The organism is Cupriavidus sp. LA-1 (assembly GCF_055385985.1).
This window is the reverse complement of sequence record NZ_AP031387.1, coordinates 2320943-2343644: the sequence shown is the minus strand read 5'-3', so window position 1 is coordinate 2343644 and position 22702 is coordinate 2320943. Positions and strand designations below refer to the sequence as shown.

Annotated in this window: 17 protein-coding genes and 1 tRNA gene; 10 read left to right on the top strand and 8 right to left on the bottom strand. The window is 64.8% G+C overall.

Annotated features, from left to right (window positions below):
• Nucleotides 1–106 precede the first annotated feature (106 nt).
• The 5 genes from ACZ5MJ_RS10955 to ACZ5MJ_RS10935 all read left to right on the top strand — a co-directional run bounded on the left by ACZ5MJ_RS10955 (nt 107) and on the right by ACZ5MJ_RS10935 (nt 4479).
• Nucleotides 107–1096: an alpha/beta fold hydrolase gene (locus tag ACZ5MJ_RS10955; RefSeq protein WP_464219298.1), complete on the top strand. Its 990-nt coding sequence runs from the start codon at nt 107–109 to the stop codon at nt 1094–1096.
• Nucleotides 1097–1478: 382 nt separating this feature from the next.
• A complete protein-coding gene (locus tag ACZ5MJ_RS10950; RefSeq protein ID WP_464219297.1) occupies nt 1479–2231 on the top strand; it encodes an SDR family oxidoreductase in 753 nt (250 codons plus the stop codon).
• A 73-nt stretch (nt 2232–2304) separates the two neighbouring features.
• On the top strand, nt 2305–2784 hold the full coding sequence (locus tag ACZ5MJ_RS10945) for a carboxymuconolactone decarboxylase family protein (protein ID WP_464219295.1): 480 nt from the start codon (nt 2305–2307) through the stop codon (nt 2782–2784).
• 4 nt (nt 2785–2788) lie between these two features.
• Entirely contained in the window at nt 2789–3193 is a 405-nt protein-coding gene (locus ACZ5MJ_RS10940; RefSeq protein WP_464219294.1) for a cupin domain-containing protein, read from the top strand.
• A 278-nt stretch (nt 3194–3471) separates the two neighbouring features.
• On the top strand, nt 3472–4479 hold the full coding sequence (locus ACZ5MJ_RS10935; RefSeq protein WP_464223703.1) for a bestrophin family protein: 1008 nt from the start codon (nt 3472–3474) through the stop codon (nt 4477–4479).
• A gap of 67 nt (nt 4480–4546) precedes the next feature.
• On the opposite strand, the gene ACZ5MJ_RS10930 is transcribed toward ACZ5MJ_RS10935, so the two are convergent.
• From ACZ5MJ_RS10930 to ACZ5MJ_RS10915, 4 genes are all read right to left on the bottom strand, one after another.
• Nucleotides 4547–6049, bottom strand: a complete 1503-nt coding sequence (locus ACZ5MJ_RS10930; protein WP_464223702.1) for a DHA2 family efflux MFS transporter permease subunit — start codon at nt 6047–6049, stop codon at nt 4547–4549.
• Nucleotides 6050–6189: 140 nt separating this feature from the next.
• On the bottom strand, nt 6190–7506 hold the full coding sequence (locus ACZ5MJ_RS10925; protein WP_464219293.1) for an EmrA/EmrK family multidrug efflux transporter periplasmic adaptor subunit: 1317 nt from the start codon (nt 7504–7506) through the stop codon (nt 6190–6192).
• A 41-nt stretch (nt 7507–7547) separates the two neighbouring features.
• The gene (locus tag ACZ5MJ_RS10920) at nt 7548–9035 is read right to left on the bottom strand and encodes an efflux transporter outer membrane subunit (RefSeq protein WP_464219291.1); all 1488 of its coding nucleotides are present in this window, start codon (nt 9033–9035) and stop codon (nt 7548–7550) included.
• 90 nt (nt 9036–9125) lie between these two features.
• A complete protein-coding gene (locus tag ACZ5MJ_RS10915; protein ID WP_464219289.1) occupies nt 9126–9563 on the bottom strand; it encodes a MarR family winged helix-turn-helix transcriptional regulator in 438 nt (145 codons plus the stop codon).
• 565 nt (nt 9564–10128) lie between these two features.
• Between ACZ5MJ_RS10915 and ACZ5MJ_RS10910 the strand changes: the two genes are divergently transcribed.
• Together ACZ5MJ_RS10910 and ACZ5MJ_RS10905 are read left to right on the top strand one after the other, a co-directional pair.
• Nucleotides 10129–10205, top strand: a tRNA-Asp gene (locus ACZ5MJ_RS10910).
• A gap of 290 nt (nt 10206–10495) precedes the next feature.
• Nucleotides 10496–12430: a SurA N-terminal domain-containing protein gene (locus ACZ5MJ_RS10905; RefSeq protein WP_464219288.1), complete on the top strand. Its 1935-nt coding sequence runs from the start codon at nt 10496–10498 to the stop codon at nt 12428–12430.
• A gap of 54 nt (nt 12431–12484) precedes the next feature.
• Here ACZ5MJ_RS10905 and ACZ5MJ_RS10900 read toward each other — a convergent pair whose 3' ends face one another.
• A complete protein-coding gene (locus ACZ5MJ_RS10900; protein WP_464219286.1) occupies nt 12485–13165 on the bottom strand; it encodes an arylesterase in 681 nt (226 codons plus the stop codon).
• Between ACZ5MJ_RS10900 and ACZ5MJ_RS10895 the strand changes: the two genes are divergently transcribed.
• Nucleotides 13164–13862: an ABC transporter ATP-binding protein gene (locus ACZ5MJ_RS10895; protein ID WP_432259966.1), complete on the top strand. Its 699-nt coding sequence runs from the start codon at nt 13164–13166 to the stop codon at nt 13860–13862. The genes ACZ5MJ_RS10900 and ACZ5MJ_RS10895 overlap by 2 nt on opposite strands.
• Here ACZ5MJ_RS10895 and pgi read toward each other — a convergent pair.
• The 3 genes from pgi to ACZ5MJ_RS10880 all read right to left on the bottom strand — a co-directional run bounded on the left by pgi (nt 13859) and on the right by ACZ5MJ_RS10880 (nt 18795).
• Nucleotides 13859–15502, bottom strand: coding sequence for a glucose-6-phosphate isomerase (gene pgi / locus ACZ5MJ_RS10890; protein WP_464219284.1), 1644 nt, complete (start codon nt 15500–15502; stop codon nt 13859–13861). The two genes, ACZ5MJ_RS10895 and pgi, sit on opposite strands and share 4 nt — an antisense overlap.
• Before the next feature lie 252 nt (nt 15503–15754).
• The gene (locus ACZ5MJ_RS10885; protein WP_464219282.1) at nt 15755–17341 is read right to left on the bottom strand and encodes an NAD(P)H-hydrate dehydratase; all 1587 of its coding nucleotides are present in this window, start codon (nt 17339–17341) and stop codon (nt 15755–15757) included.
• A gap of 89 nt (nt 17342–17430) precedes the next feature.
• Entirely contained in the window at nt 17431–18795 is a 1365-nt protein-coding gene (locus tag ACZ5MJ_RS10880; protein ID WP_464219281.1) for an amidase, read from the bottom strand.
• 253 nt (nt 18796–19048) lie between these two features.
• Here ACZ5MJ_RS10880 and ACZ5MJ_RS10875 point away from each other — a divergent pair, with 253 nt between their 5' ends.
• Nucleotides 19049–19636, top strand: coding sequence for a winged helix DNA-binding protein (locus ACZ5MJ_RS10875; protein WP_464219280.1), 588 nt, complete (start codon nt 19049–19051; stop codon nt 19634–19636).
• A 1262-nt stretch (nt 19637–20898) separates the two neighbouring features.
• Complete coding sequence (gene ltrA, locus ACZ5MJ_RS10870) at nt 20899–22599, top strand: group II intron reverse transcriptase/maturase (protein ID WP_464219279.1); 1701 nt, start codon at nt 20899–20901, stop codon at nt 22597–22599.
• Nucleotides 22600–22702: the final 103 nt, after the last annotated feature.

Here is a 22702-nt window from a genome sequence, read left to right as displayed (position 1 = left end):
ACATTGAAGCCTGCACAAACCAGCACGCGTCGGCACCATGACCAGGAACCCGACGCTCAGACATATTCAAGGCAACGCGCGCACGCGCCAATAATGGAGTCTCACCATGTCTTCAGATCGCAGCCTCGATCACGGCCTGTCGCGACGTCACCTGCTGTTGGGCAGCGCGGCCGCAGCCGGCGCGCTGGTGGCTTCCGGCTTGCCCGGACCTGCGGCGGCAGCACCGTCGGCAGAAAAGAGGAATACCGCAACGGCAAGCGGCAAGGCTTCAGGCGGCTACATCACGGCAAAGGACGGCACCCAGCTCTATTTCAAGGACTGGGGTACCGGTCGCCCCGTTGTATTCAGTCATGGCTGGCCACTGAGCTCGGACAGTTGGGAATCCCAGATGATGCTCGTTGCGTCGGAAGGGTATCGCGCCGTTGCACATGACCGCCGTGGCCACGGCCGTTCAAGCCAGCCATGGCATGGCAATGAGATGAACACTTATGCCGACGACCTAGCCACTGTGTTCGAAACCCTTGACCTGCGGGATGCCATCCTGGTGGGCTTCTCCACAGGTGGAGGCGAGGTGGCCCGGTATATCGGCCGGCATGGGACGCGACGCGTTTCAAAAGTGGTGCTGGTTTCTGCGGTGCCGCCTTTGATGGTGAAGACCGCCGCCAATCCGCGCGGACTGCCAATTGAAGTGTTCGACGGCCTGCGTGCCGCACAACTTGCCAATCGGTCGCAGTTCTACAAGGACGTGCCGGCAGGGCCGTTCTATGGCTTCAACCGTCCCGGTGCAAAGCCGTCGCAGGGGTTGATCGACGCATGGTGGGCGCAGGGCATGCAGGGTGGACACAAGAATACTTACGACTCGATCAAGGCATTTTCTGAGACCGATTTCACCGAGGATCTCAGGAAGATCGATGTGCCGACCCTGATCATCCACGGCGACGACGATCAGATCGTGCCGATCGACGCCGCTGGGCGCGCATCGGCAAAGGTCGTCAGGCACTCGAAGCTGATCGTCTACCCCGGTGCGCCGCATGGGCTCACCGACACCCACAAAGACAGATTCAACGCCGACCTGCTGGCATTCATCCGTAGTTGAAACGACGCCGCATCTGCCGGGCCCACGAAGGCGCCGGCAGACTGGTTCACCGATCGCATGACAAGCCACTCTCAGGTCATACCGTCCTATGTCGATGGCCTGGTTGAAAGCGATAAACATGTGCCTGTTGGCTGTGTGATCGCCCAACTACATTGAAGCCTCCACAAACCAGCACGCATCGGCACCATGACCAGGAACCTGACTGTCAGACATGCGGAAACGGAGGCCGAGATTCGTGCCTGCTTCCCAGTCATGCGGCAACTGCGCCGCGACCGGATGGATGCCAGACAGGCAACGCGGTGCGCTCCGGGCCGATCTGGCGCGGGGATGCCGCGTTCCCTAACATGGAATCGTTCCACCTTCCTCAGCACGGAGAAGCATCATGAAGATTGTCGTCATTGGCGGGACCGGCCTGATCGGCTCGAAGACCGTTGCCATTCTGCGCCAGGGTGGCCACGAGGTCGTCGCCGCCTCGCCCAGGAGCGGTGTCAACAGCATCACCGGCGAGGGGCTCCATGCGGCCCTGACCGGCGCTCAGGTGGTGATCGACCTTGCCAATTCCCCATCGTTTGAAGACAAGGCGGTGCTGGAATTCTTCGAGACCTCCGGCCGCAACCTTCACGCGGCGGAGACCGCAGCGGGCGTTCAGCACCATGTCGCGCTGTCCATTGTCGGCACCGACCGGACGCCCGAGAACGGCTATTTCCGCGCCAAGGTCGCGCAAGAAAAACTGATCGTGGCCTCCGGCATCCCCTACACCATCATCCGCTCGACCCAGTTCATGGAATTTATCGGCGGTATCGCCGATTCCAGTACGCAAGGAAATATCGTCAGCCTTTCGCCTGGGCTGTTCCAGCCGATTGCGTCGGACGACGTTGCCGCCCTCGTTGCCGATGTCGCGCTCGCGCCGCCGCGAAACGGCATCGTCGAGATCGCCGGCCCGGAACGAGCCCCGTTCAACGAGATCGTCGCCCGCTATCTCAAGGCGGTGGGCGACCCGCGTGAAGTCGTGCGCGACCCCGAGGCCCGCTACTTCGGCGGCCGGGTCGAGGAACATTCGCTCGTGCCATTGGGCGAGGCTCGCCTCGGGCGCATCGGCTTGGAGGAATGGATGCGTCAAGCGCAGCACCGATAGTCCGCAGGGCGCATGCCACGTAAGCAGCACCGGTTTCGTCAGTACCACATTGAGCAGATCACCAGGAGCAAACATGACCCAACGTTCGAATTACTTCCAGCAATCCCCGGAGCTGTCCAAGAAGCTCATGGAGTTCGGCGCGCTGTTCCAGAAGACCACGATCGAAGAGCCCATTCGCGAGCTTGTCGAGATTCGCGCATCGCAGCTCAATGGCTGCGCATTCTGCGTCGACATGCATATCAAGATGGCGAAGATCCACGGCGAGCGCGAATTGCGCCTGCATCATGTGGCGATCTGGCGCGAGTCGACGCTGTTTTCGCCGCGCGAACGCGCCGCGCTGGCCTGGACCGAGGTGCTGACCAGGCTTCCCGCCGACGGCGTGCCCGACGATATCTATGAGCGCGTGCGCACCCAGTACAGCGAGAAGGAACTGTCGGACCTCACCTTCCTCGTAGGGGCGATCAATACCTGGAACCGCCTGAACGTGGCATTCCGCATGGTGCCTGGTTCGTCGGACAAGGCGTTCGGGCTCGACAAGGCCAACCTGGAGTGATGCCATGAAGACGGTCACTTCCGTTGCGGCAGCGCTTGTGTGGTCATGCCTGACGGTCGCGCAGCCGGCCGCCGCCGCGCCGGAGGCAAGTGTCACGCCCTTGCTCACGGAGGCGTTGTCCGAATACCCGGGGAAGGAGGCCACGATGATCATGGTGGAGTATCCGCCGGGCGCCGTCGATCCCGTGCATCGCCATGACGCGCACGCCTTCGTCTATGTGCTCGAGGGCAGCATCGTCATGGGCGTCAGGGGCGGCAAGGAGGTGACGCTCAAGGCGGGCGAAACCTTCCACGAACGTCCCAACGATATCCACACCGTCGGACGCAACGCCAGCAATACACAGCCAGCAAGGTTCGTCGTGTTCCTGCTCAAGAAAAAGGGCGCGCCGATCCTGACGCCGGTGCAGTAGGCGCCGTCCATGCGGGCGCCGGCAATGCCGGTGCGCACCATCCGGCACGGCAAGAGCGGCGCTAGCGCATGCTCTTGCCGTGCCGCTGCTTTTTTAGGGTGGCGTGAAAGGGTTGTGGGACGGAAATTGATACGACGCCGGCTTCTTGGCAATATCACCATGACAAAATCAGGTCCTGGGCAGCGATCTGGTCAGTAGTGAGGGCGGTTGGCCGTATTGCCTGCCGGCAGTTCGGACCTCGGACCTGCGACCTGCCGCACCCCCGCGAGATGCGCACCATGCACCTGGGAAAATCATACACAGTATCCGAGTTCACATTCTGGTCGAGACGGCAACTTTATGCCTCGCTGGCATGCGGTTCGCTGCCCGTCGTCCTTTATCAGTGCTTCGGGCTGAAATGGCTGTCGATCCCGGTCTCGGTTGTGGTGCTGCTGGGCACCGCCACGTCATTCATCGTGGGTTTCCGGAATGTTCAGACCTACAGCAGGGCCCTGGAGGCACAGCAGATCTGGACTGAGATCCTGAACGGCAGCCGGTGTCTGGGTGTGATGAGCCGGGACTTCCCGGCAGGGCAGGCGGCCGGGCGGGATCTGGTTCTCCGGCATTGCGCATGGCTGACGGCGCTCCGCTATCAACTGAGAACCCCAAGGATCTGGGAAACCGCGGGCAAGGCATCCAACGTGGAGTACCGGAAGTACTACCGGGTTCCAGAGTGGGAGACTCCGTTGGATGAGGCGCTTGCGCGGTATCTGCCACAGGCCGAACTCGACTCGCTCGCGCATGCCGAGAGCAAGACAAGCCGGTTGCTGGGAACGCAGTCATCAATGATCAGGCGGCTCCTTGACGCTGGCGAGATCGGCAATGCCTTCTATCTGGAGTTGGTAGGATCGATCAGAGGCTTCTTCGTGCAGCAAGGACGGGCGGAGCGTATCAAGGACTATCCGTATCCCAGGCAATATGCGGTCGTCAACAAGCTCTTTGTCCGTACTTTTTGTCTGCTGCTGCCTTTTGGCATTCTTACGGAATTCGAAAAGCTCAATGCCAGCGTTTCAGGCGTCATGCATGGCAACATGATCTGGCTGGTCATTCCATTCAGCACGATGATCTCCTGGATGTACCTCGCGCTGGAGCAAGTGGGCGAAAGCACGGAGAACCCGTTCGAAGGAAACGCCAATGATGTGCCCATGGCACAGATCTGCCGGAAGATCGAACACGAACTCATGGATATGCTTGGCGAGAAGTGCGACATCCCCGCGCCGACGGCCGGGCACGGTATAGTCCTCTGACCACTCAAGGTTATCGCTTTAGTCAGGCGTCCTGTCATGTCTGCGGGGCCGTGCGTCGTCTTATCGCTCAGTGCGCAGCCGCTGCGGCGGCCGCGGAGCCGCCCCTGGCGGGCTTCGTGAACCAGATCAGCGGCACGATGGCGACAAAGATCACGCCCGAAATCCAGAAGATGTCGTTCAGGCCCAGCATGATGGCCTGCGTGTTCAGGCTGCGCTCGAAATAGGCGACAGCCTGGTCCTGCGTGAAGCCCATCGTCGCTTGCAGCAATTCGATCGTCCTGGCGTACAGCGGGTTGTGCACGCTGGCCTGTTCCGCCAGTTGCGCGTGGTGCAGGATGGTGCGGTTGTTCCAGCCGGTGGTGGCGAGCGACGTACCCACCGCACCGCAGAAGACGCGGACGAAGTTTGACAGGCCTGCGGCGGCAGGAACCTTCTCGGCCGGCTGGCCGGACAGGATGATGGCCGTCAGCGGCACGAAGAAGAGCCCGGTCGGGATGCCTTGCAGCAGGGTAGGCAGCACCAGGGTGTAGGCATCGACGCCCGTGGTGTAGTGCGAGCGCATGAAGTACACCGCCGCGAATCCCAGGAAGGAGAGGGTGGCGAGCACGCGCAACTCCGACTTCGGCAGGATCTTGCCCACCACCGGGGCTGTCAGCACGGCGAAGATGCCCAGCGGCGCGGTCACCAGCCCGGCATTGACGGCCGGATAGGCCAGGTACTGCTGCATCCACTGCGGCAGCACGACCAGGTTGGCGAAGAACACCGCAAAGGCGACCGAGATGGCCACGGTGCCGGCCAGGAAGTTGCGGCCCTTGAACAGGCGCAGGTCGATGATCGGGTTCGGCTCGGTCAGCTCCCAGATCACGAAGAAGATGAAGCTGAGCAGCGCGACGATGCCCAGCCCGATGATGACGGGCGAGCTGAACCAGTCGAGGTCCTTGCCCTTGTCGAGCATGATCTGCAGCGACGCCACCCAGGTGACCAGCGAGGCCAGGCCCACCACGTCGATCGACAGCTTGCGCGTCGGCGTTTCGCGGTCGCGGTAGATCGCCCAGGTAACGGCGGCGGCGAACAGGCCGACCGGCACGTTGATGTAGAAGATCCACGACCACGCGTAGCTGTCGGTCAGCCAGCCGCCCAGCGCCGGGCCGGCGATGGGGCCGACGGTGGCGGTGATGGCCCACAGTGCCAGTGCGGCAGCGCTTTTTTCCCTGGGATACGACGACAGCAGGATCGACTGCGACAACGGGATCAGCGGCCCGGCCACGGCGCCCTGCAGGATGCGCGCGGCGAGCAGCGTGGTCAGGTTGGGCGCCACGCCGCATAGCCAGGACGACAGCACGAACAGCAGGATGGCGCCGACGAACAGGCGGACCTGGCCGATCCGCTGCGTGAGCCAGCCGGTCAGCGGGATCGCGACAGCATTGGCCGCGGCAAACAGCGTGATCACCCAGGTGCCTTCGTCAATCGACACACCGAGGTTGCCGGCGATCGTCGGGATCGCCACGTTGGCGATCGACGAATCCAGCACGTTCATGAAGGTGGCCAGGGCCACGGCGAAGCTTCCCATCAGGAGCTTGCCGCCGGTGAGCGGGGCTGGCACGAGTGAGGTCTGGGCTTGAGATTGCAAGATGCGCTCCGGGGTTTTGGGGCCGATTTTCCTGATGGGTCAGTCAAATTGGCGCGGGAAGGCGATTGGCGTGATGCCGCTCATGCGCCGGAGGCGGTGCCGGCAGCTTGCGCCGTGCGCTTGGTCGCCTGAGGTTGCTGCGCGACTTGCGAAGCCTGGGATGACTGCACCACAGCTGACTTGCCGTTGCTGTTCTGCGCAATGATCCGCGTGATCTCGCGGTCGGCCTCTTCGCCGTAGCGCTGGAACACGTCGGTGCGATAGGCGGTGCGATAGGTGGTGTGTTCGGGCACTTCCGCGCCTGGGCTCAGGTGTGAACCGGAAGCCTGGCGCGTCTCCACGTCGACCTGCATCGACAGGCCGATCTGCAGCGGATGTTTGCGCAGCTCCGCCGGATCGAGCTGAATGCGCACCGGCAGGCGCTGCACGACCTTGATCCAGTTGCCCGTGGCGTTCTGCGCCGGCAGGGCCGAGAACGCGCTGCCGGTACCGGCCGACAAGCCGATCACCTTGCCGTAATAGGTCACGCTGCTGCCATACAGGTCGGCGTGGAGCTCGACCGGCTGGCCGATGCGGATGTGCTTGAGCTGGACTTCCTTGAAGTTGGCATCGACCCACACACCGTCGAGCGGCACGATCGCCATCAGCGGGTTGCCGGGGGCCACGCGCTGGCCCACCTGCACGGAGCGCCGCGCCACATAGCCGGTCACGGGAGCCGGCAGCGTGTTGCGGGCGTTGGCCAGGTAGGCGTCGCGCACCTTGGCGGAGGCGGCCTGCACGCTGGGATGTTCGGCGACGCTCGTCTTGTCGGTCAGCGCCTGGTTGGCGGCAAGCTGCTGGCGGGCGGTCTCGAGCGCGGCTTCGGCGGTCTTGACGGCGTCACGGGCATGCGCCACATCTTCCGCCGCGACGGCGCCGGATTCGGCCACCCCGGTGCGGCGGCGCAGGTCGTCCCGGGCGCGGGCCAGGTCAGCCTGGCGTTGCCGGATGGTGGCACCGAGCACGTCATTGTTGACATAGAGCGCGCTGACCTGGCGCACCGTCTGGCCGAGGGTGGCCTCCGCATTGGCCAGCGCCACCGTTGCATCGGCAGCATCGAGCGTCACCACGGGTTCGCCGGCCTTCACGATCTGCGTATCGTCGGCGTTCACCGCGATCACCGTGCCGGCGACCTGCGGCGTGAGCTGAACCAGGTTGCCGTTGACGTAGGCGTCGTCGGTGTCCTCGTGGAAGCGGGCCACCGTGTAGTAGTAGACGCCGTAGCCGGCGGCGGCGAGCGCGCTGGTCAGGCCGAGCAGGGCCAGCAGGCGCTTGCGGGTGTTCCTGGCGGACGTCGGGGCGGCCGCGGCGGGTGTGGTCTGCTGGTCGGCCGGGGTGGTCTTGGTCGTATCGTTCATGGCAGCACCTGTAGCTGTGTTCGTTTGCGTCAAGAGGCGAGTCAGCGGACCTGGGCCGCATTCATGATCGACTCGGAGGTATCGGTGAAGCCACCGCCCAGCGCGGCGGCCAGCGCAATCTGCCGGTCGCGGCGGTTCATGCGCAGGTTGGCCACTACCTGGCTGCTGGCCAGCGCGTTGGTCTGCGCGTTCAGCACCGTCAGTTGCGTGGTCAGGCCGGCCTTGTACTGCGCCAGCGCCAGGCTCAGGGCGCGTTGCGCGGCGGTGTCGGTGCGCACGGCGTTGTCGAGCTGCGCATCGACGGCACGGATGTCAGAAAGCTGGGTGGCCACATCGGTCAGGGCGTTCACCAGGGTCTCGTTGTAGTTGGCTACCGCGAAGTCGAAGTCGGCATAGCGGCCCTTGAGCTGGGCGCGCAGCGCGCCGCCGTCGAAGATCGGCAGGTGAATGGCGGCGCCGGCCGAGGCGGTGCGGCTGGCGGCGCGCAGGAAGCGGCCCCACCCTAAGGCATCCAGGCCGATCATCGCCGTCAGGTTGATGTCCGGATAGAACTCGGCCTTGGCCACCTTGATGTCGTGCAGGGTGGCGTCGACGCGCCAGCGCGCGGCAACGATGTCGGGCCGGCGCGAGACCAGGTCGGCCGGCAGGTTGTCGGGCAGGCGGACTTCATCACCGGCGCGGAGGTTCGGGCGGGTAATCGCCAGGCCGCGGTCCGGACCCTGGCCGAGCAGCGCGCCTAGCTGGTAACGAGTGCGCTGGATGCTGCCTTCCAGCGCGGCGACGGCGACTTCACTGGCGCCAAGGTTGGCTTCGGCCGTGCGCTTCTCGACTTCGGTCTCCAGTCCCATGGTCACGCGGCCGTTAGTCACGCGCAGCACTTCGCGGCGCTGCGTCACTTCGTCCTGCGCGATGTCGAGCAGCGTGTAGAGACGGGCCAACTCGTTGTAGGCGCGCGCGATGGCGGTGCTCAGCGTCAGCTTGACCTGTTCGGCCTCGGCTTCGCTGGCATGCACGCCAGACACCGCGGACTTCAGCGCCTCGCGGTTCTTGCCCCACAGGTCGAGGTCGTATGAGGCGTTGATGAACGCCTTGTTCTCCGACTGCCACGACCCGGCGAATTGCGGCGGCACCATCGCGTTTTCCGTGTAGCGCTGGCGGTTGAACGCATAGCCTGCGCCCACCTGCGGCAGCGTGTTGGCATTGGCGCCCTCGCTGAATGCCACCGCGGAGGCCACGCGGGCACGGGCCTTTTCCAGCGACGGGCTGCCCTGCAGCGCTTGCGCGATCAATGCCTTGAGCTGGGCGTCGCCGAACTGGTCGGCCCAGTCCGCCGAAGGCCAGTGGCCTTGCCCGGCCGGGATGCTTTGCGTGGTGGCGTAGTTGGTGGGTTCGGCGATTCGCTTGTCGCTACGGATACCGGCGTAGTTGGCACAGGCGCTCAGCACTGCAGCGATCAGCGCCGCGAGCAGGGGACCGGCAAAGCGGCGGGTCAGGCGGGGCGCGGCTGGGCGATTCGTTTGACTAGGCATTTTCTGATCCGTCAGTTAAATGGGTAAAAAAGGGAGGGCTCAAGCCTTGCACCTTTTGACCCATCAACCAGATGGGCAAAAAAGACGCGCTCAGGCGTCCGAAAATTTGGCGAGCAAGCGACGGAATTCGGTAAATTCTTCCTTGCTGAAGTTCCTGAGGCGTTGATTGAGTACTTTGGGGGCCACCTCCGGGATGCGCTCGGCAACTTCCAGGCCCTTCCGGGTCACAGTCAGGTTGACCACACGGCGATCATCGATACTGCGGCTGCGTGACAGCAGGCCCTTGGCCTCCAGCTTGTCCAGCATGCGGGTCATCAGGCCGGTGTCGATGCCGAGCAACTTGCTCAGCTCGAATGGGGTGGCAGCAACACCATGCGTGAGCGACATCAGGATCCCCATCTGCTGGCCGGTGATGTCCAGATCCTTCAGTGCCGCATCCATTTCCATCAGCAGCGTGTTGCGGGCACGGTTGAGGAAGAAACCGATGCTCTGGGTGATCTGGAAGTCTTCCTTCGAGTAGTGGTCCATGGTGGGTTTCCTTGCTTACTGACGAGACAATAGTTGATCTGTCAGATAATTGCAAGGTGGAGGCCTCATTCGATGGGTGGGCCGGATGTGTCGGACTTTATGGCTTTGGTATCGCAACGCATATGGCTACTGAGCCGACCCGGAATGAGCCAGGCAAGGAACGGTTCTATCCCATTGATGGGGATCGACTAATCCTTCGAGCCAGCGAATGGACGACGCTCAATGTCAAATTTATCGCGGCGGATACGGTCACGGTGGACCCGCCACCAGGCGAACACGCTTAGTGGCATCTCCGCACCATCTGGCAGCAGCGGCGTACGCTGTGCGGGCTGGGCCGATTGCGCTCAGAACGTGCGGGTATTGCGCAGATGATTAACACGAGCTATAGTTCGGCCTCTCGCAGCTAGGCATGGCCGGCACGGGGAAGTTGGTAGGCGTTGTAGGCATATGATTTGTAAGGAAATCCGATTCCCTTGCAAGGCGTAGGTCGGGGGTTCGAGCCCCTCAGCACCCACCGCTCTCCATCGCAATGGGTATGAGCCAGCCGGCAGCAAGCACCGACACAGGAGTGGTAGTTCAGTCGGTTAGAATACCGGCCTGTCACGCCGGGGGTCGCGGGTTCGAGTCCCGTCCACTCCGCCAGTTTCAAGGAAACGCCCGCGCTAGCGGGCGTTTTTCATTTATGCGGAGTGGAGGAAGCCGCCTGCGCGGCTTCCGGCGGGAATCGAAGGGCTGCGCTTGCAAGCGCAGCCGCGGCCCGCGGGACGTGGGCGAGTCCCGTCCACTCCGCCAGTTTCAAGGAAACGCCCGCGCTTGCGGGCGTTTTTCATTTGCACCCCCATGTTTCCCACCCTGCACAAGGGTGCCTGCCCAGCGGCTCCTGATAGAATCGTGGAGTTTGTCTTTCGTGCCAATCCACTACCCGAATCCGCATGCTTGATTTCGTACGCAACAACCGGCGCCTGATGCTCTTGCTGCTGCTGGTGCTTGTTTTCCCGTCGTTCGTGTTCTTCGGCGTGGAAAGCTATTCGCGCTTCATGGACAGCTCGCACGATGCCGCCAAGGTCGACGGCCATGCCATCAGCGTGCAGGAAGTCGACAACGTCGTGCGCGACCAGAGCGAGCGCGCGCGCCAGATGCTGGGCGCCAGCTATGATCCGCGCCAGTTCGAAGGCCCGGACGCACGCAAGACTGTGCTGGACCAGCTGATCCAGCAGCGCGTGATGGCCAATGCCGTGGCCAATGAGCACCTGACGGTGTCCGATGCCAAGCTGCTCGAAGAGATCAGCAACCTGCCGGCGATCGCGCAACTGCCGCGCACCAAGGACGGCAAGGTCGACGACAAGGCCTACGTGCAGCTGCTGATGTCGCAGGGCATGACGCCCGAGCAGTTCGATGCCCGCATGCGCTTCGAGCTGGCCACGCAGCAGCTGGGCGCTTCGGTTGCCGCGACGGCGTTCATGCCCAAGTCGCTGATCGAGCGCCTGCTGGCCGTGCGCGACCAGCAGCGCGATGTGCAGACGCTGCTGTTCAAGCCGGCCGGCTATGCCGCCAAGGTGCAGCCCGATGCCGCCGCGCTGAAGGCTTACTATGACGGCCACCAGCAGGCTTTCTCGGTGCCGGAACAGGCCAAGGTGGAATACGTGGTGCTGTCGGGCGAAGCGCTGGCCGCGTCGCAGGCGGTGACGCCGGAAGAGCTGAAGTCCTACTATGAAAGCAATATCGCGCGCTTCCGCGTTGACGAGCAGCGCCGCGCCAGCCATATCCTGATCGCCGCGCCAAAGGATGCACCGGCAGCGCAGCGCCAGGCGGCGAAGGACAAGGCCACCAAGCTGCTGGAAGACCTGCGCAAGCATCCCGACACCTTTGCCGAGGTGGCGCGCAAGAACTCGCAGGACCCGGGCTCGGCCGAGAAGGGCGGCGACCTGGGCTTCATGGGCCGCGGCGCGCTGGTCAAGCCGTTCGAGGATGCCATGTACGCGCTCAAGGACGGCCAGATCAGCGACGTGGTGGAGACCGACTACGGCTACCACATCATCAAGCTGACCGGCATCAAGCCTGCGGAAACCAAGCCGCTGGACGCCGTGCATACGGAGCTGGAAGCCGAGCTGCGCAAGCAGTTCGCCGACAAGAAGTTTGCCGAGCAGGCCGATGCCTTCGGCAATAACGTCTACGAGCAGGCCGACAGCCTCAAGCCCGCCGCCGACAAGTTCAAGCTGACCATCCAGACCGCTGACAATGTCACGCGCCAGCCGAACCCGGCGCTGGGCGAGCAGAGCCCGCTCAATAACGAAAAGCTGCTCAAGGCGCTGTTCAGCGACGACGCGGTCAAGAACAAGCGCAATACCGAGGCCGTCCAGGTGGCCCCGAACACGCTGGTGGCTGCGCGCATCGTCGAGTACCGCCCGGCGGCCGTGCGCAAGTTCGAGGACGTCGAAGCCAAGGTGCGCGAGGGCTATATCGCCCAGCAATCCGCAGAACTGGCTCGCAAGGATGGCGAGGCACGACTGGCCGCGCTGAAGAAGGCCGACAGCGCGGACGGCTTCGGCGCGGTGCAGACCGTGTCGCGCACCAAGGCCGAGGGCATGGCGCCGCAGGCCGTGGAAGCGGTGATGCGCGCCGATGCCGCGAAGCTGCCGGCGGTGGTGGGTGTCGACCTGGGCGCCCAGGGTTATGCGGTCTATCGCATCACCAGGATCAGCCAGCCGCCCGAGGCCAATCCGGCCCAGCGCCAGGCCGCGGCGCAGCAGCTGTCGCAAGTGGCCGGCCAGACCGACCTGCAGGCCCTTTATGAAAGCCTGAAGGCCCGTTCCAAGGTCAAGATGCTGACGCCGGTGGGTGCCACGCAGGCGCAAGGCGGCGAGTAAGCCCCGGCGGCAACGCTGCAAGCAAAAACCCCTGCCACGCGGCAGGGGTTTTTCTTATTGGTGCTTCGCGCCGCCGCGCTTGAGCAGGGGCTTGAGCTGCGGCCACACCGTATCAAGCAGAGTCGGCTGTGCCGCGGCGGTGGGGTGGATGCGGTCCGGCTGGAACCAGTCCTGCCGCGCAATCACCTGGTCGAGGAAGAAGGGCACCAGCCGCACCTTGTATTCGCCGGCCAGTTTCGGATACAGCGAGACGAACTTCTCGGTGTAGTCCTGCCCGTAGTTGGGCGGGATGCGCATGCCGATCAGCAGCACGCCCGCGCCGGCCTGCTGCGCCGTGGCGACGATATTGCGCAGGTTGGCCTCGGTGGTCTGCAGCGGCAGGCCGCGCAGCGCGTCGTTGGCGCCGAGCTCGACCACTACGATGGCCGGCCGGTGGCGCGACAGCAGGTCCGGCAGCCGCGTCTTGCCGCCGATGGTGGTCTCGCCGCTGATGCTGGCATTGACGACGCTATAATCGAAGCGCTCCTGCCGCAGACGGTCCTGCAGCAGCGTGACCCAGCCCGTGCCGCGCGCGATGCCGTACTCGGCGGACAGGCTGTCGCCAAGCACCAGCAGCGCGGGTCCGGCGCCCTTGGCCGGTGCCGGGGCTTGCGCTTGTGCCGTGGCCGATATCGCCAGTGCCATGCCGGCTGCCAGCAGCAGCCTGCGCCTTTTCCCTCGGATCCCTATATCCATGTCTTCTTCCATTCTCGCTGTCGAGTCCCTCGGAAAGACCGTTGCCGACACGACCGGTTCGCTGACGATTTTGCACGACGTGACCTTTTCCGTCACGCCGGGCGAAACGCTCGCCATCGTGGGGGCGTCCGGATCGGGCAAGTCGACGCTGCTGGGGCTGCTGGCCGGGCTGGACCTGCCCAGCACCGGCACGGTGCGGCTGCAGGGCCAGGACCTGTACGCGCTGGACGAGGACCAGCGCGCCGCGGTGCGCGGCCGCCATGTCGGCTTTGTGTTCCAGTCCTTCCAGCTGGTGGCGCACCTGACCGCGCTCGAGAACGTGATGCTGCCGCTGGAGCTGCGCGGCGAAACCTCGCAGGTGCGCGAGCGTGCCGTGGACATGCTGCAGCGCGTGGGCCTGGGCGCGCGCCTGGGGCACTACCCGCGCACGCTGTCGGGCGGCGAGCAGCAGCGGGTGGCGCTGGCACGGGCGTTCGTGGCGCGCCCGGATATCCTGTTTGCCGACGAACCCACCGGCAGCCTCGATACCGCCACCGGCGAAGCGGTGATCGCGCTGATGTTCGAACTCAACCGCGATGCCGGCTCCACGCTGGTGCTGGTCACGCACGACCGCTCGGTGGCATCGCGCTGCGGCCGCATCCTGACCATCGACGCCGGCCGCGTGGCCAGCGACGAATGGATGGGCGCCGAGGTCTAGCTGGCGGCGCCCGCCTTCAGCACCGCGCGGGCGCGGTCGATCAGCGCGGAGGTGGAGGCATCGTGCTGGCCTGCCGCATTGCCGGTCAGCTCGGCCTCGATCGGGCGGGCCAGGATCTTGCCCAGTTCCACGCCCCACTGGTCGAAGGAGTTGATCTTCCACACCACGCCCTGCACGAAGGTGCGGTGCTCATACAGCGCGATCAGCGCGCCCAGCACGTGCGGTGTCAGGTTCTCCATCAGCAGTGTGTTGCTGGGGCGGTTGCCATCGAACACCATATGCGCGATGCGCACCTCATCCTTCAGTCCGGCGGCGCGCAGCTCATCGGCGCTGCGGCCGCGCATCAGCGCCTCGGCCTGCGCGAAACAGTTAGCCAGCAGCTTGGCGTGATGGCCCGGCAGCCGGCGCGGCGGCACCAGCGGCGCGACGAAGTCCACCGGCACCACCTGCGAGCCCTGGTGGATCTGCTGGAAATAGGCATGCTGGCCGTTGGTCCCGGCCGTACCCCACACCACCGGCGAGGTATGCGCGCGGATGGGCTGTCCGTCCAGCTGGACGGACTTGCCGTTGCTTTCCATCTCCAGTTGCTGCAGGAAGGCGGGAAACAGCTCCAGCGAGGTGGAGTAGGGCGCCATGCAGCTGGTCGGCAGGTTCCAGAAATTGCGGTACCAGATGCCCAGCATGCCCAGAATCACCGGCATGTTGCGCTCCAGCGGCGCGCTGCGGAAGTGCTCGTCCATGGCGCGCCCGCCGGCCAGCAGGTCGGCAAAGGCATTGAAGCCCACCGCCAGCGTGATCGACAGGCCCACCGACGACCACAGCGAGAAGCGTCCGCCGATCCAGTCCCAGAACTCGAACATATTGGCCGGGTCGATGCCGAATTCGCGCACCGCGTCGGTATTGGTCGAAACCGCGACGAAATGCTTGGCAAGGTCCTGCTCGGCCACGCCGTTGGCGACAAACCAGGCGCGCGCGCTGCACGCATTGGCCATGGTCTCCAGCGTGGTGAAGGTCTTGGAGCAGACAATCACCAGGGTCCGCTGGGGGTCCAGCCGCAGCAGGGTCTCGGCCAGGTCGGTGCCGTCGACATTGGAGACGAAGTGCATGCGCGGCCCGGGATTGCCGTCGGCATCCGCCAGGTGCGACAGCGCGCGGCACACCATGCGCGGCCCCAGGTCGGAGCCGCCAATGCCGATATTGATGACATCCGTGATGCGCTCGCCGGTGGCACCCTTCCAGGCACCGCTGCGCACGCGCTCCGAGAATTCGCGCATGCGCACCAGCACCTTATGGATCGCCGGCACAACCGGTTCGCCATCGACCTTGTAGCCGGCGCCGGCGGTGGCGCGCAACGCCACGTGCAGGGCCGCGCGGTCTTCGGTGGTGTTGATATGCTCACCGGCGAACATGGCGTCGCGGCGTCTGGTCACGCCGGCCCCGGTCGCCAGTTGCACCAGCAGGCGCATGGTGTCGGGCGTGATCCGGTTCTTCGAGTAGTCGAGATAGAGCCCGGCGGCTTCCAGCGAAAATTGCGCGACGCGCTGCGCGCCTTCGCGATCGAACCAGTCGCGCATCGTTGCATCGCGAAGGGTGTCGTGGTGCCGCAAGAGGGCGTTCCAGGCGTGAAGGTCAGTGGGCATGCAGGACAACCGTTGTTGCGCGAGCCGCGTGGCGTTGCCGGCTCACAGGACAGAGTGGCAAGTATATCGTCTGCGCTGCCGGCATCCGGCCCGGCAGCGGTGTCATATCGTTACCACTTGCAACATAGCAGCCGGGGCGTGGGCCAGGTATCGGACATTGTCTGACGGCGTGTGCCGCCAGGCCGGGCGGCGGAGCACGGCGCGATCAGCGTGATCCGGCAGGCACTGGTTGCGCCGCTCTGGATCAGCGCGTCATGCGCGCGGCCCATTCAGCAACTGGTTGAAGACGGTGCGCGCCGGCCCGTACAGCTCGCTTGCCGTGACGCCGGCGGGCCCGGTGCCCTGCGCGACGAGGGCATCGGCGGCCCGGCCGTGGATCCACACCGCCGCCTGGGCCGCGGCGAGCGGCGCCATGCCTTGCGCCAGCAGCGCGCCCAGCATGCCGGCCAGGACGTCGCCGGTGCCGGCGCTGGCAAGTGCCGCATTGCCGGTCGGGTTCAGCGCGCATGGACTGCCGTCGGGCGCGGCGATCACCGTGCCCGATCCCTTCAGCACGACCACGGCCTGCCATTGCGCGGCCAGCGCCGCGGCGGCGGCGGGGCGGTCGCGCTGTACCTCGGCAAGCGGCACGCCCATCAGCCGAGCGGCTTCGAGCGGGTGCGGCGTCATCACGCAAGCCGCGCCGCTGGCGGCCAGCGCCCCCGCCAGCGCCGGATCGGCGGCCAGCAGGTTCAAGGCATCGGCATCCAGCACCAGCGGCAACGGCGCGGCTTGCAGCAGCCGCGCGAACTGCTTGTGTGCGTTGGCATCCGTGCCCAGGCCCGGACCGATCACGAGTGCCGACATCGAAGCGAGGGCCAGTGCATCGACGGCATGCAGCATGAGCTCCGGATGCAGCGGATCGATCAGCGGTGCGGGTTGCGCCAGGAAGCCGATATGCACCTTGCCCGCGCCGAGGAACTGCGCGGCCCTGGCGCCGAGCAGCGGCGCGCCGGTCATGCCCAGGTTGCCGCCGATGACCGCCAGCGAGCCGTGCGTGCCCTTGTTGCTGGCGTGGCGGCGGCGCGGCAGCGCGGCACTGAACAGCGCCGGGCCGTTTACCAGGCAATGGGGCGTTTCGTCCGGCGGATAGCCGAGGCCGATCGGCGCGATATCGACCTCGCCGGCGCAGTCGCGCCCGTCCAGCGTCAGCAGCCCGGGCTTGGCGGCGATAAAGGTCAGCGTGCGCCGGGCGCGCACGGCAGGCGCGCCCGCGCCGGTGTCGGCAAACAGGCCGCTGGGGATGTCCAGCGCAAACACCGGCAGCGCGCTGCGGTTGAGTTGTCCGATCCACCACGCCATGGTGCCGTCGGCGGGGCGGTTCAGCCCGATGCCGAGCAGGCCGTCGATGATCGCGGCGGTGCCGGCGGGCCAGTCCGCGTCATGCGAGGCATCCATGCCCGCGACCACGCTGACGGGCACACCGGCGGCGTGCGCCTGCTGCCAGGCGGTCGCGGCATCAGCGGGCAGGCGCTGCGGGTCCGCAGCCAGCCATACCTGCACCGCGCGGCCAGCGCTGTGCAGCTGCGTGGCGGCGACCAGCGCATCGCCGCCATTATTGCCGGGGCCTGCCAGGAACAGCAGCGGGCCGGCGGGCGCATGGCAGGCTAGCCAGCGCGCGGCCGCGGCGCCGGCGCGCGACATCAGCGTAAAGCCGGGCAGTTGCGTGAAGGCGGCGTTCTCGATCCGGCGGATGGCGGCCACGTCGTACAGCGGCACCGGCGCGGATGCGGCCGCATCGAGGGCAAACCAGCCGTCGCCGCTTTCGGGCGAGCTGGCGGTAGAGGCGGAGGGTGTCATGTCTGGTTATCTGGCGGGCCCCAGGCCGTAGCGGTCGGCCAGCTGGGCCTCCATGTCGATGTCGGGGCCGCCATGGCTGCGCCGCGGGCTCAGTCGTCGCGCTGTGTCGGTTGCACGATGCGCTCCAACGCGAGGGCCGTGCCCAGCAGGTCGGCATCGCGCATCGGGCCGTGCGACAGCATCAGCCCCACCGGCAGCTCGTCCGGCGCATGGCAGGGCATCGACACCGAACAGCCGTCAAGGAAGTTGAAGGCCGAGGTATTGCGCAACAGCAGGGCATTGACGCGGAAGAACTGCGCGTCATCGGTGCGCAGCGGCGCAATCTCGGGCGCGACCATCGGCACGGTCGGGCAGACCACGGCGTCGAAGCGGGCCAGGCGCGCCTCCATGCGGGCAATCCAGTCCAGCCGGGCGCGGCCCAGGTCGATATAGTCGGCGGCGCTGATGTTGGCACCACGGTCGATGCGCGAGGCCACGCGCGGGTCGTACAGATCGCGCCGGGTGCCCAGCACGTGGCGGTGGATGGCATAGGCCTCGGCCGAACTGAACCCGCCCTGGGCGTTCAGGCCGGCCAGTTCGCCGAGCTCGGGCAGGTCGACGTGCTCTATCTGCACGCCGGCGGCCGACAGCCGGCCCAGGGCGCGGTCGAAGGCGCGGGCCACCACCGGGTCGAGATCGTCCAGCAGGAGCTGGCGCGGAATTGCCAGCCGCGTGGCGGCGGGGTTGGTCACGCGCGGGATCACCGCGCTGTCGGCGATCACGCTGTCCACCGCGATGCAGTCGCTGACCGTGCGCGCCATGGCGCAGGCGGTGTCCAGCGTGTACGACAGCGGGAAGGCCCCGGTCAGTGGCACGCGCCGCGTGGTGGGCTTGAAGCCGGTGATGCCGCACAGCGCGGCCGGGATGCGGATCGAGCCGCCGGTGTCGCTGCCCAGCGCCGCGACCGCCAGCCCCAGCGCGACCGAGACGGCCGCGCCCGACGATGAGCCGCCCGGGATGCGGGCCACGCCATCGGTGCCGGCCGGATTGACCGGCGTGCCGTAATGGGGGTTGATGCCTACGCCCGAGAATGCGAACTCGGTCATGTTGGTGCGCCCGACCAGGGCCGCCCCGGCCGCGCGCAGCCGGGCGACCACGGTGGCGTCCGCGGCGGCCGGCGCGGCATCCTTGCGCACCAGCGAGGCGGCACGGGTGGTTTCGCCCGCCACGTCGTACAGGTCCTTGACCGAAACCGGCAGGCCCGCCAGCGGATGCAGGGCCTTGCCGGCGCGGCTGGCCGCATCGGCGGCGCGCGCAACCTGGCCGGCGGCCTCGAAGGTGCTGTGCAGGAACACGGCTTCGGCAGCCGGCGTGGCGGCCCGGGCTGCGGCCTGCTCGATGATCTGCGCGCGGCTGGCGGCGCCGTCGCGCAAATGGGTGTTCAGGGTGTCGAGGTCGGGAAGCATGGGTGGCATGAGGTCTGCAAACGGCGAGCGAGGAGGACGGGGCGGGCAGCGCCGTGGCGGCGCTTGCCTGCCAGCGCGAGGAAGGGCGGTGCACAGGCGCCGGGCCAATTGTGGCCGGCGTCCTTCCTCATGCTTTACCTGTATTTATTAGGTGTTCATGCTCATAATTCGCCAATAAACTGTCAAGCTAAAATTGCCGGGGCGCGCTCGGGGCTTATACCTAGCAGCGCCAGCGCCGCCCCCATCGAAAGGAGTCTCCTGCATGCCACGCAAGTCAGCCGAGAGCGGGCCCGCCACCGCCACCGCCGCCGTGGCCGATGCGCCTGCCGCCGCGCTGTCGCGCACGGCCGGGTCCAATATCGTGTCGTCCTCGCACCTGGTGTCGGTGCGCAGCCCTGAGCTGTCCGAGTTCGAGTTCGGGCTGAACACCGCCTACAACGCCTACAGCCGCTGGGTGGTGCGCTGCATGGGCGCGGCCGGCGTGCGCGACCTGACCTTCCTGGATGTGCTGGTGCTGCACCACGTCAACCATCGTGGCCGGCCCAAGCGGCTGGCCGACATCTGCTTCGTGCTGAACGTGGAAGACACCCACCTGGTGACCTACGCGCTGAAAAAGCTCCAGGCACTGGCGCTGGTGAGCGGGGAGCGGGTTGGCAAGGAGGCCACGTATTCGACCACCCCGGCCGGCGCCGAGGCCTGCGGGCGCTACCGCGAGATCCGGGAACAATGCCTGACCAGCAACTTCACCGAGGGCAGCGAAGAGAACGCCGAGATCGGCGAACTGGCCCGGCTGATGCGGGTGCTGACCGGCCTGTACGAGCAGGCCGCGCGCTCGGCGACGTCACTCTGAGCCGTTTGTACGGGAAAAGTGATGCATAGGCATTATCACGAAATCCCGCAACACGGGGTCGCCGTGATGCCGCAGTGCAAAATCCGGGTGCCGGCAAGGTACAATAGGGGTTTCCGTGCGACACGCACTCTCGTGTCCGGGTAGCTCCAACGTAAGGAGCATCGACCTTGTTGGGACAAGGGGAAGGCTTCGGCCCGAACCGTCCAATCCCAACCATTTCTTGCTTAGACGAACCCGGCCGAACAGCTAGGGGGAGTCCGATGTGCTGCAGACAGTCGGAAAATTGGCTGACCTGCGGCTTGCTTTTGCTGGATGGATTTCCAGCCATTGCCCAAGGGCGGGGACGCTCGCCTTTGGGCGAGTTCTCTGTAAACGCCCCTCCACGGAGGGTGCGGGCAGGTATGCAACGGTAATTTTGTTGCATAAACGCCACATAGCTCTAAACCGGTCCGGATTGGATCGGCGCTACGTTCTTTGGGACGGAGGTCTGCGCTCGCAAGAGTCCGCCGCCGTCAAGCGCTCGCTAGGACAGGAGCACGTGGGTAAGGAAGTGAGGCCCGGAGCGTAAGCTCTGCGCGTTATGGTTCGGTCAGACACGCCTGTGAGGGCGCTTTGATAGAGAACCTGCTATGCGACTAGCAGTAGCCTAGGGAGACATGCGTCACTGGTAACGGTGGGGTGTGAAGCTTTCCTGACAACGTAGCCCCCGCAAGGGTGCTCAGGGACCGTGAGGTCCGTGGGTAGTAGGCCGAAGTAGCATCGGTCGAGGAGCTAGGCTGGCTGGTATGGGCAATGTATGTGAATTGCTGATAAACGTCGTGACTATTGCGGTGCTTAAGCTACTAAGTGGCACTAACCAAAATGGTACGTGGTCGGTTATCCCGCTGGAAACTCGGGATACGTCGTCAATAGACCACCGGCGAAGAGGCAGGCCCTAACCCAGTCGTGTAATGCGCAGGGAACGTGGTAAGCCCGTATGGCTGCCGGGGCGCAGTAAGGCTCAGGCAGGCGAACCGCAAGGAACGCTGTTGGCTGTGCGGGTATGGGAGGTTGGAGAAAGCGAATGCCGGGCTGTAATGGTCCGGATAGGGGTTGAAACATCATCCCACGCGAAAGCGGGCAGACTTCCAACTGGTCTTCTCGTCGCAAGACGGCTGACTGAACTCGCTTGTTTAACTTTTCTTCCCTTGAGGGACAACCTGTCCCTCAAGGGGCATGTTGTCTCTCGATGTTGGGGAAGATCCTCAAGATAGGAGGGCAGCATGGAAGCATTGATCCGCAAGGATGAATCTGCGCCTTCCGGCGTACCGCAAAGATGGGGCGACATTGATTGGCGCCGCGTCGACCGGAACGTTCGGGTAATGCAGATTCGAATTGCGAAGGCAACACAGGAAGGGGATTGGCGCAGGGTGAAAGCCTTGCAGAGGTCCCTGACCCGCTCGTGGTCCGCCAAGGCATCGGCGGTGCGGCGAGTGGCGATGAACCAAGGTGCGCGGACGGCGGGAGTCGATCGCGTAAAGTGGGAAACGTCTGAAGCCCGGTGGGAAGCCATCGGGCGGTTGAGGCGCCGGGGGTACCGACCTTTGCCATTGCGGCGGGTCTACATCCCCAAGGCGAACGGGAAGAAGCGCCCTCTGGGCATTCCGACCGTGCACGACCGAGCCATGCAAGCGCTGTATCTGCTGGCGCTGGAACCGGTGTCCGAAGGGACGAGCGATCCGAACTCTTACGGGTTTCGGATTAATCGCTCGACTCATGATGCCATGTCTCAGCTATTTGTCTCCCTATCCCTGAAGGCCTCGGCTCAATGGGTACTGGAAGCGGATATTAAGGGGTGCTTCGACCATATCAGTCACGACTGGCTGGAGCGCAATGTCCCGATGGACAAAGCAATCCTTCGGAAGTGGCTGAAGGCTGGCGTGGTATTTCAGGGCCAGTTTCAGGCGACCGACGCTGGAACGCCACAGGGGGGCATTATTTCCCCGACTCTGGCAAATGTGGCACTGAATGGGTTGGAACGGCAATTGACCAATGCCCTCCGGGCGAGGTTAGGGGCCCACAACCTGCGAAGGCATAAGGTAAACGTAGTGCGTTATGCGGACGACTTCGTCATCACCGGTAACACACCGGAGGTATTAGAGAACGAAGTGAAGCCGTGGGTGGAACAGTTCCTTGCTGTTAGGGGGCTGGCGCTATCGACGGAGAAAACGCGGATCGTACACATTGCTGAAGGCTTCGACTTTCTAGGGTGGAATTTCCGGAAGTATTCGGGAAAGTTGCTCATCAAGCCGAGCAAGAAGAACGTGAAAGCGTTCTACAGCAAGGTGAGGGAGGTCATCAGTCGCAACAAGGGGGCCAAGCAGGAGAATATGATTCGACTGCTAAACCCGATGCTGAGGGGCTGGGCGCAGTATCACAGCCCAGTGGTAGCAACGGCGGCGTTCACCCGAATGGAGCACCTGGTCTTTAGGGCTCTATGGAGGTGGGCAAAACGGCGACATCGAGGAAAGAACTCCGAATGGGTGCGAAAGAAGTATTTCGACTCAGTTGGAAATCGGAACTGGGTGTTCGGAACCACTGCTGTGAACAAGGCAGGTGAAGGCTACTGGATGGAGTTGTATTCGATTGCGGGTACGCTCATCCGGAGGCACAAGAAAGTGCGGGCGGACTACCATCCGTTCGACCCGGCGCAGGAAATGTATGGCGAGAAATTGCGGCAGGAACGCATGGCAGAGCGCATGTCGTACCGAAAGCAATGGGCAAGGCTGTATGTTTCTCAGCGAGGCTTGTGCGCGGTGTGTCAAGGCGAGCTTACCGACGAGACTGGATGGGATGACCATCACATTGAACCCCGGATTCTTGGGGGCTCAGATGCTCTAGGAAATCGCGTATTGTTGCACCCCGATTGCCATGTCCAAGTTCATCACTACGGCAAAAGTGCTGTGAAACCGGTGCTCGAATAAGTTCAGTCACTTTGTAAAGACTTGAGCCGTATGCGGGGAAACTCGCACGTACGGTTCCTAGGGGGGAGTGTCACCAGCAATGGTATACTCCTACCCTCCCGCC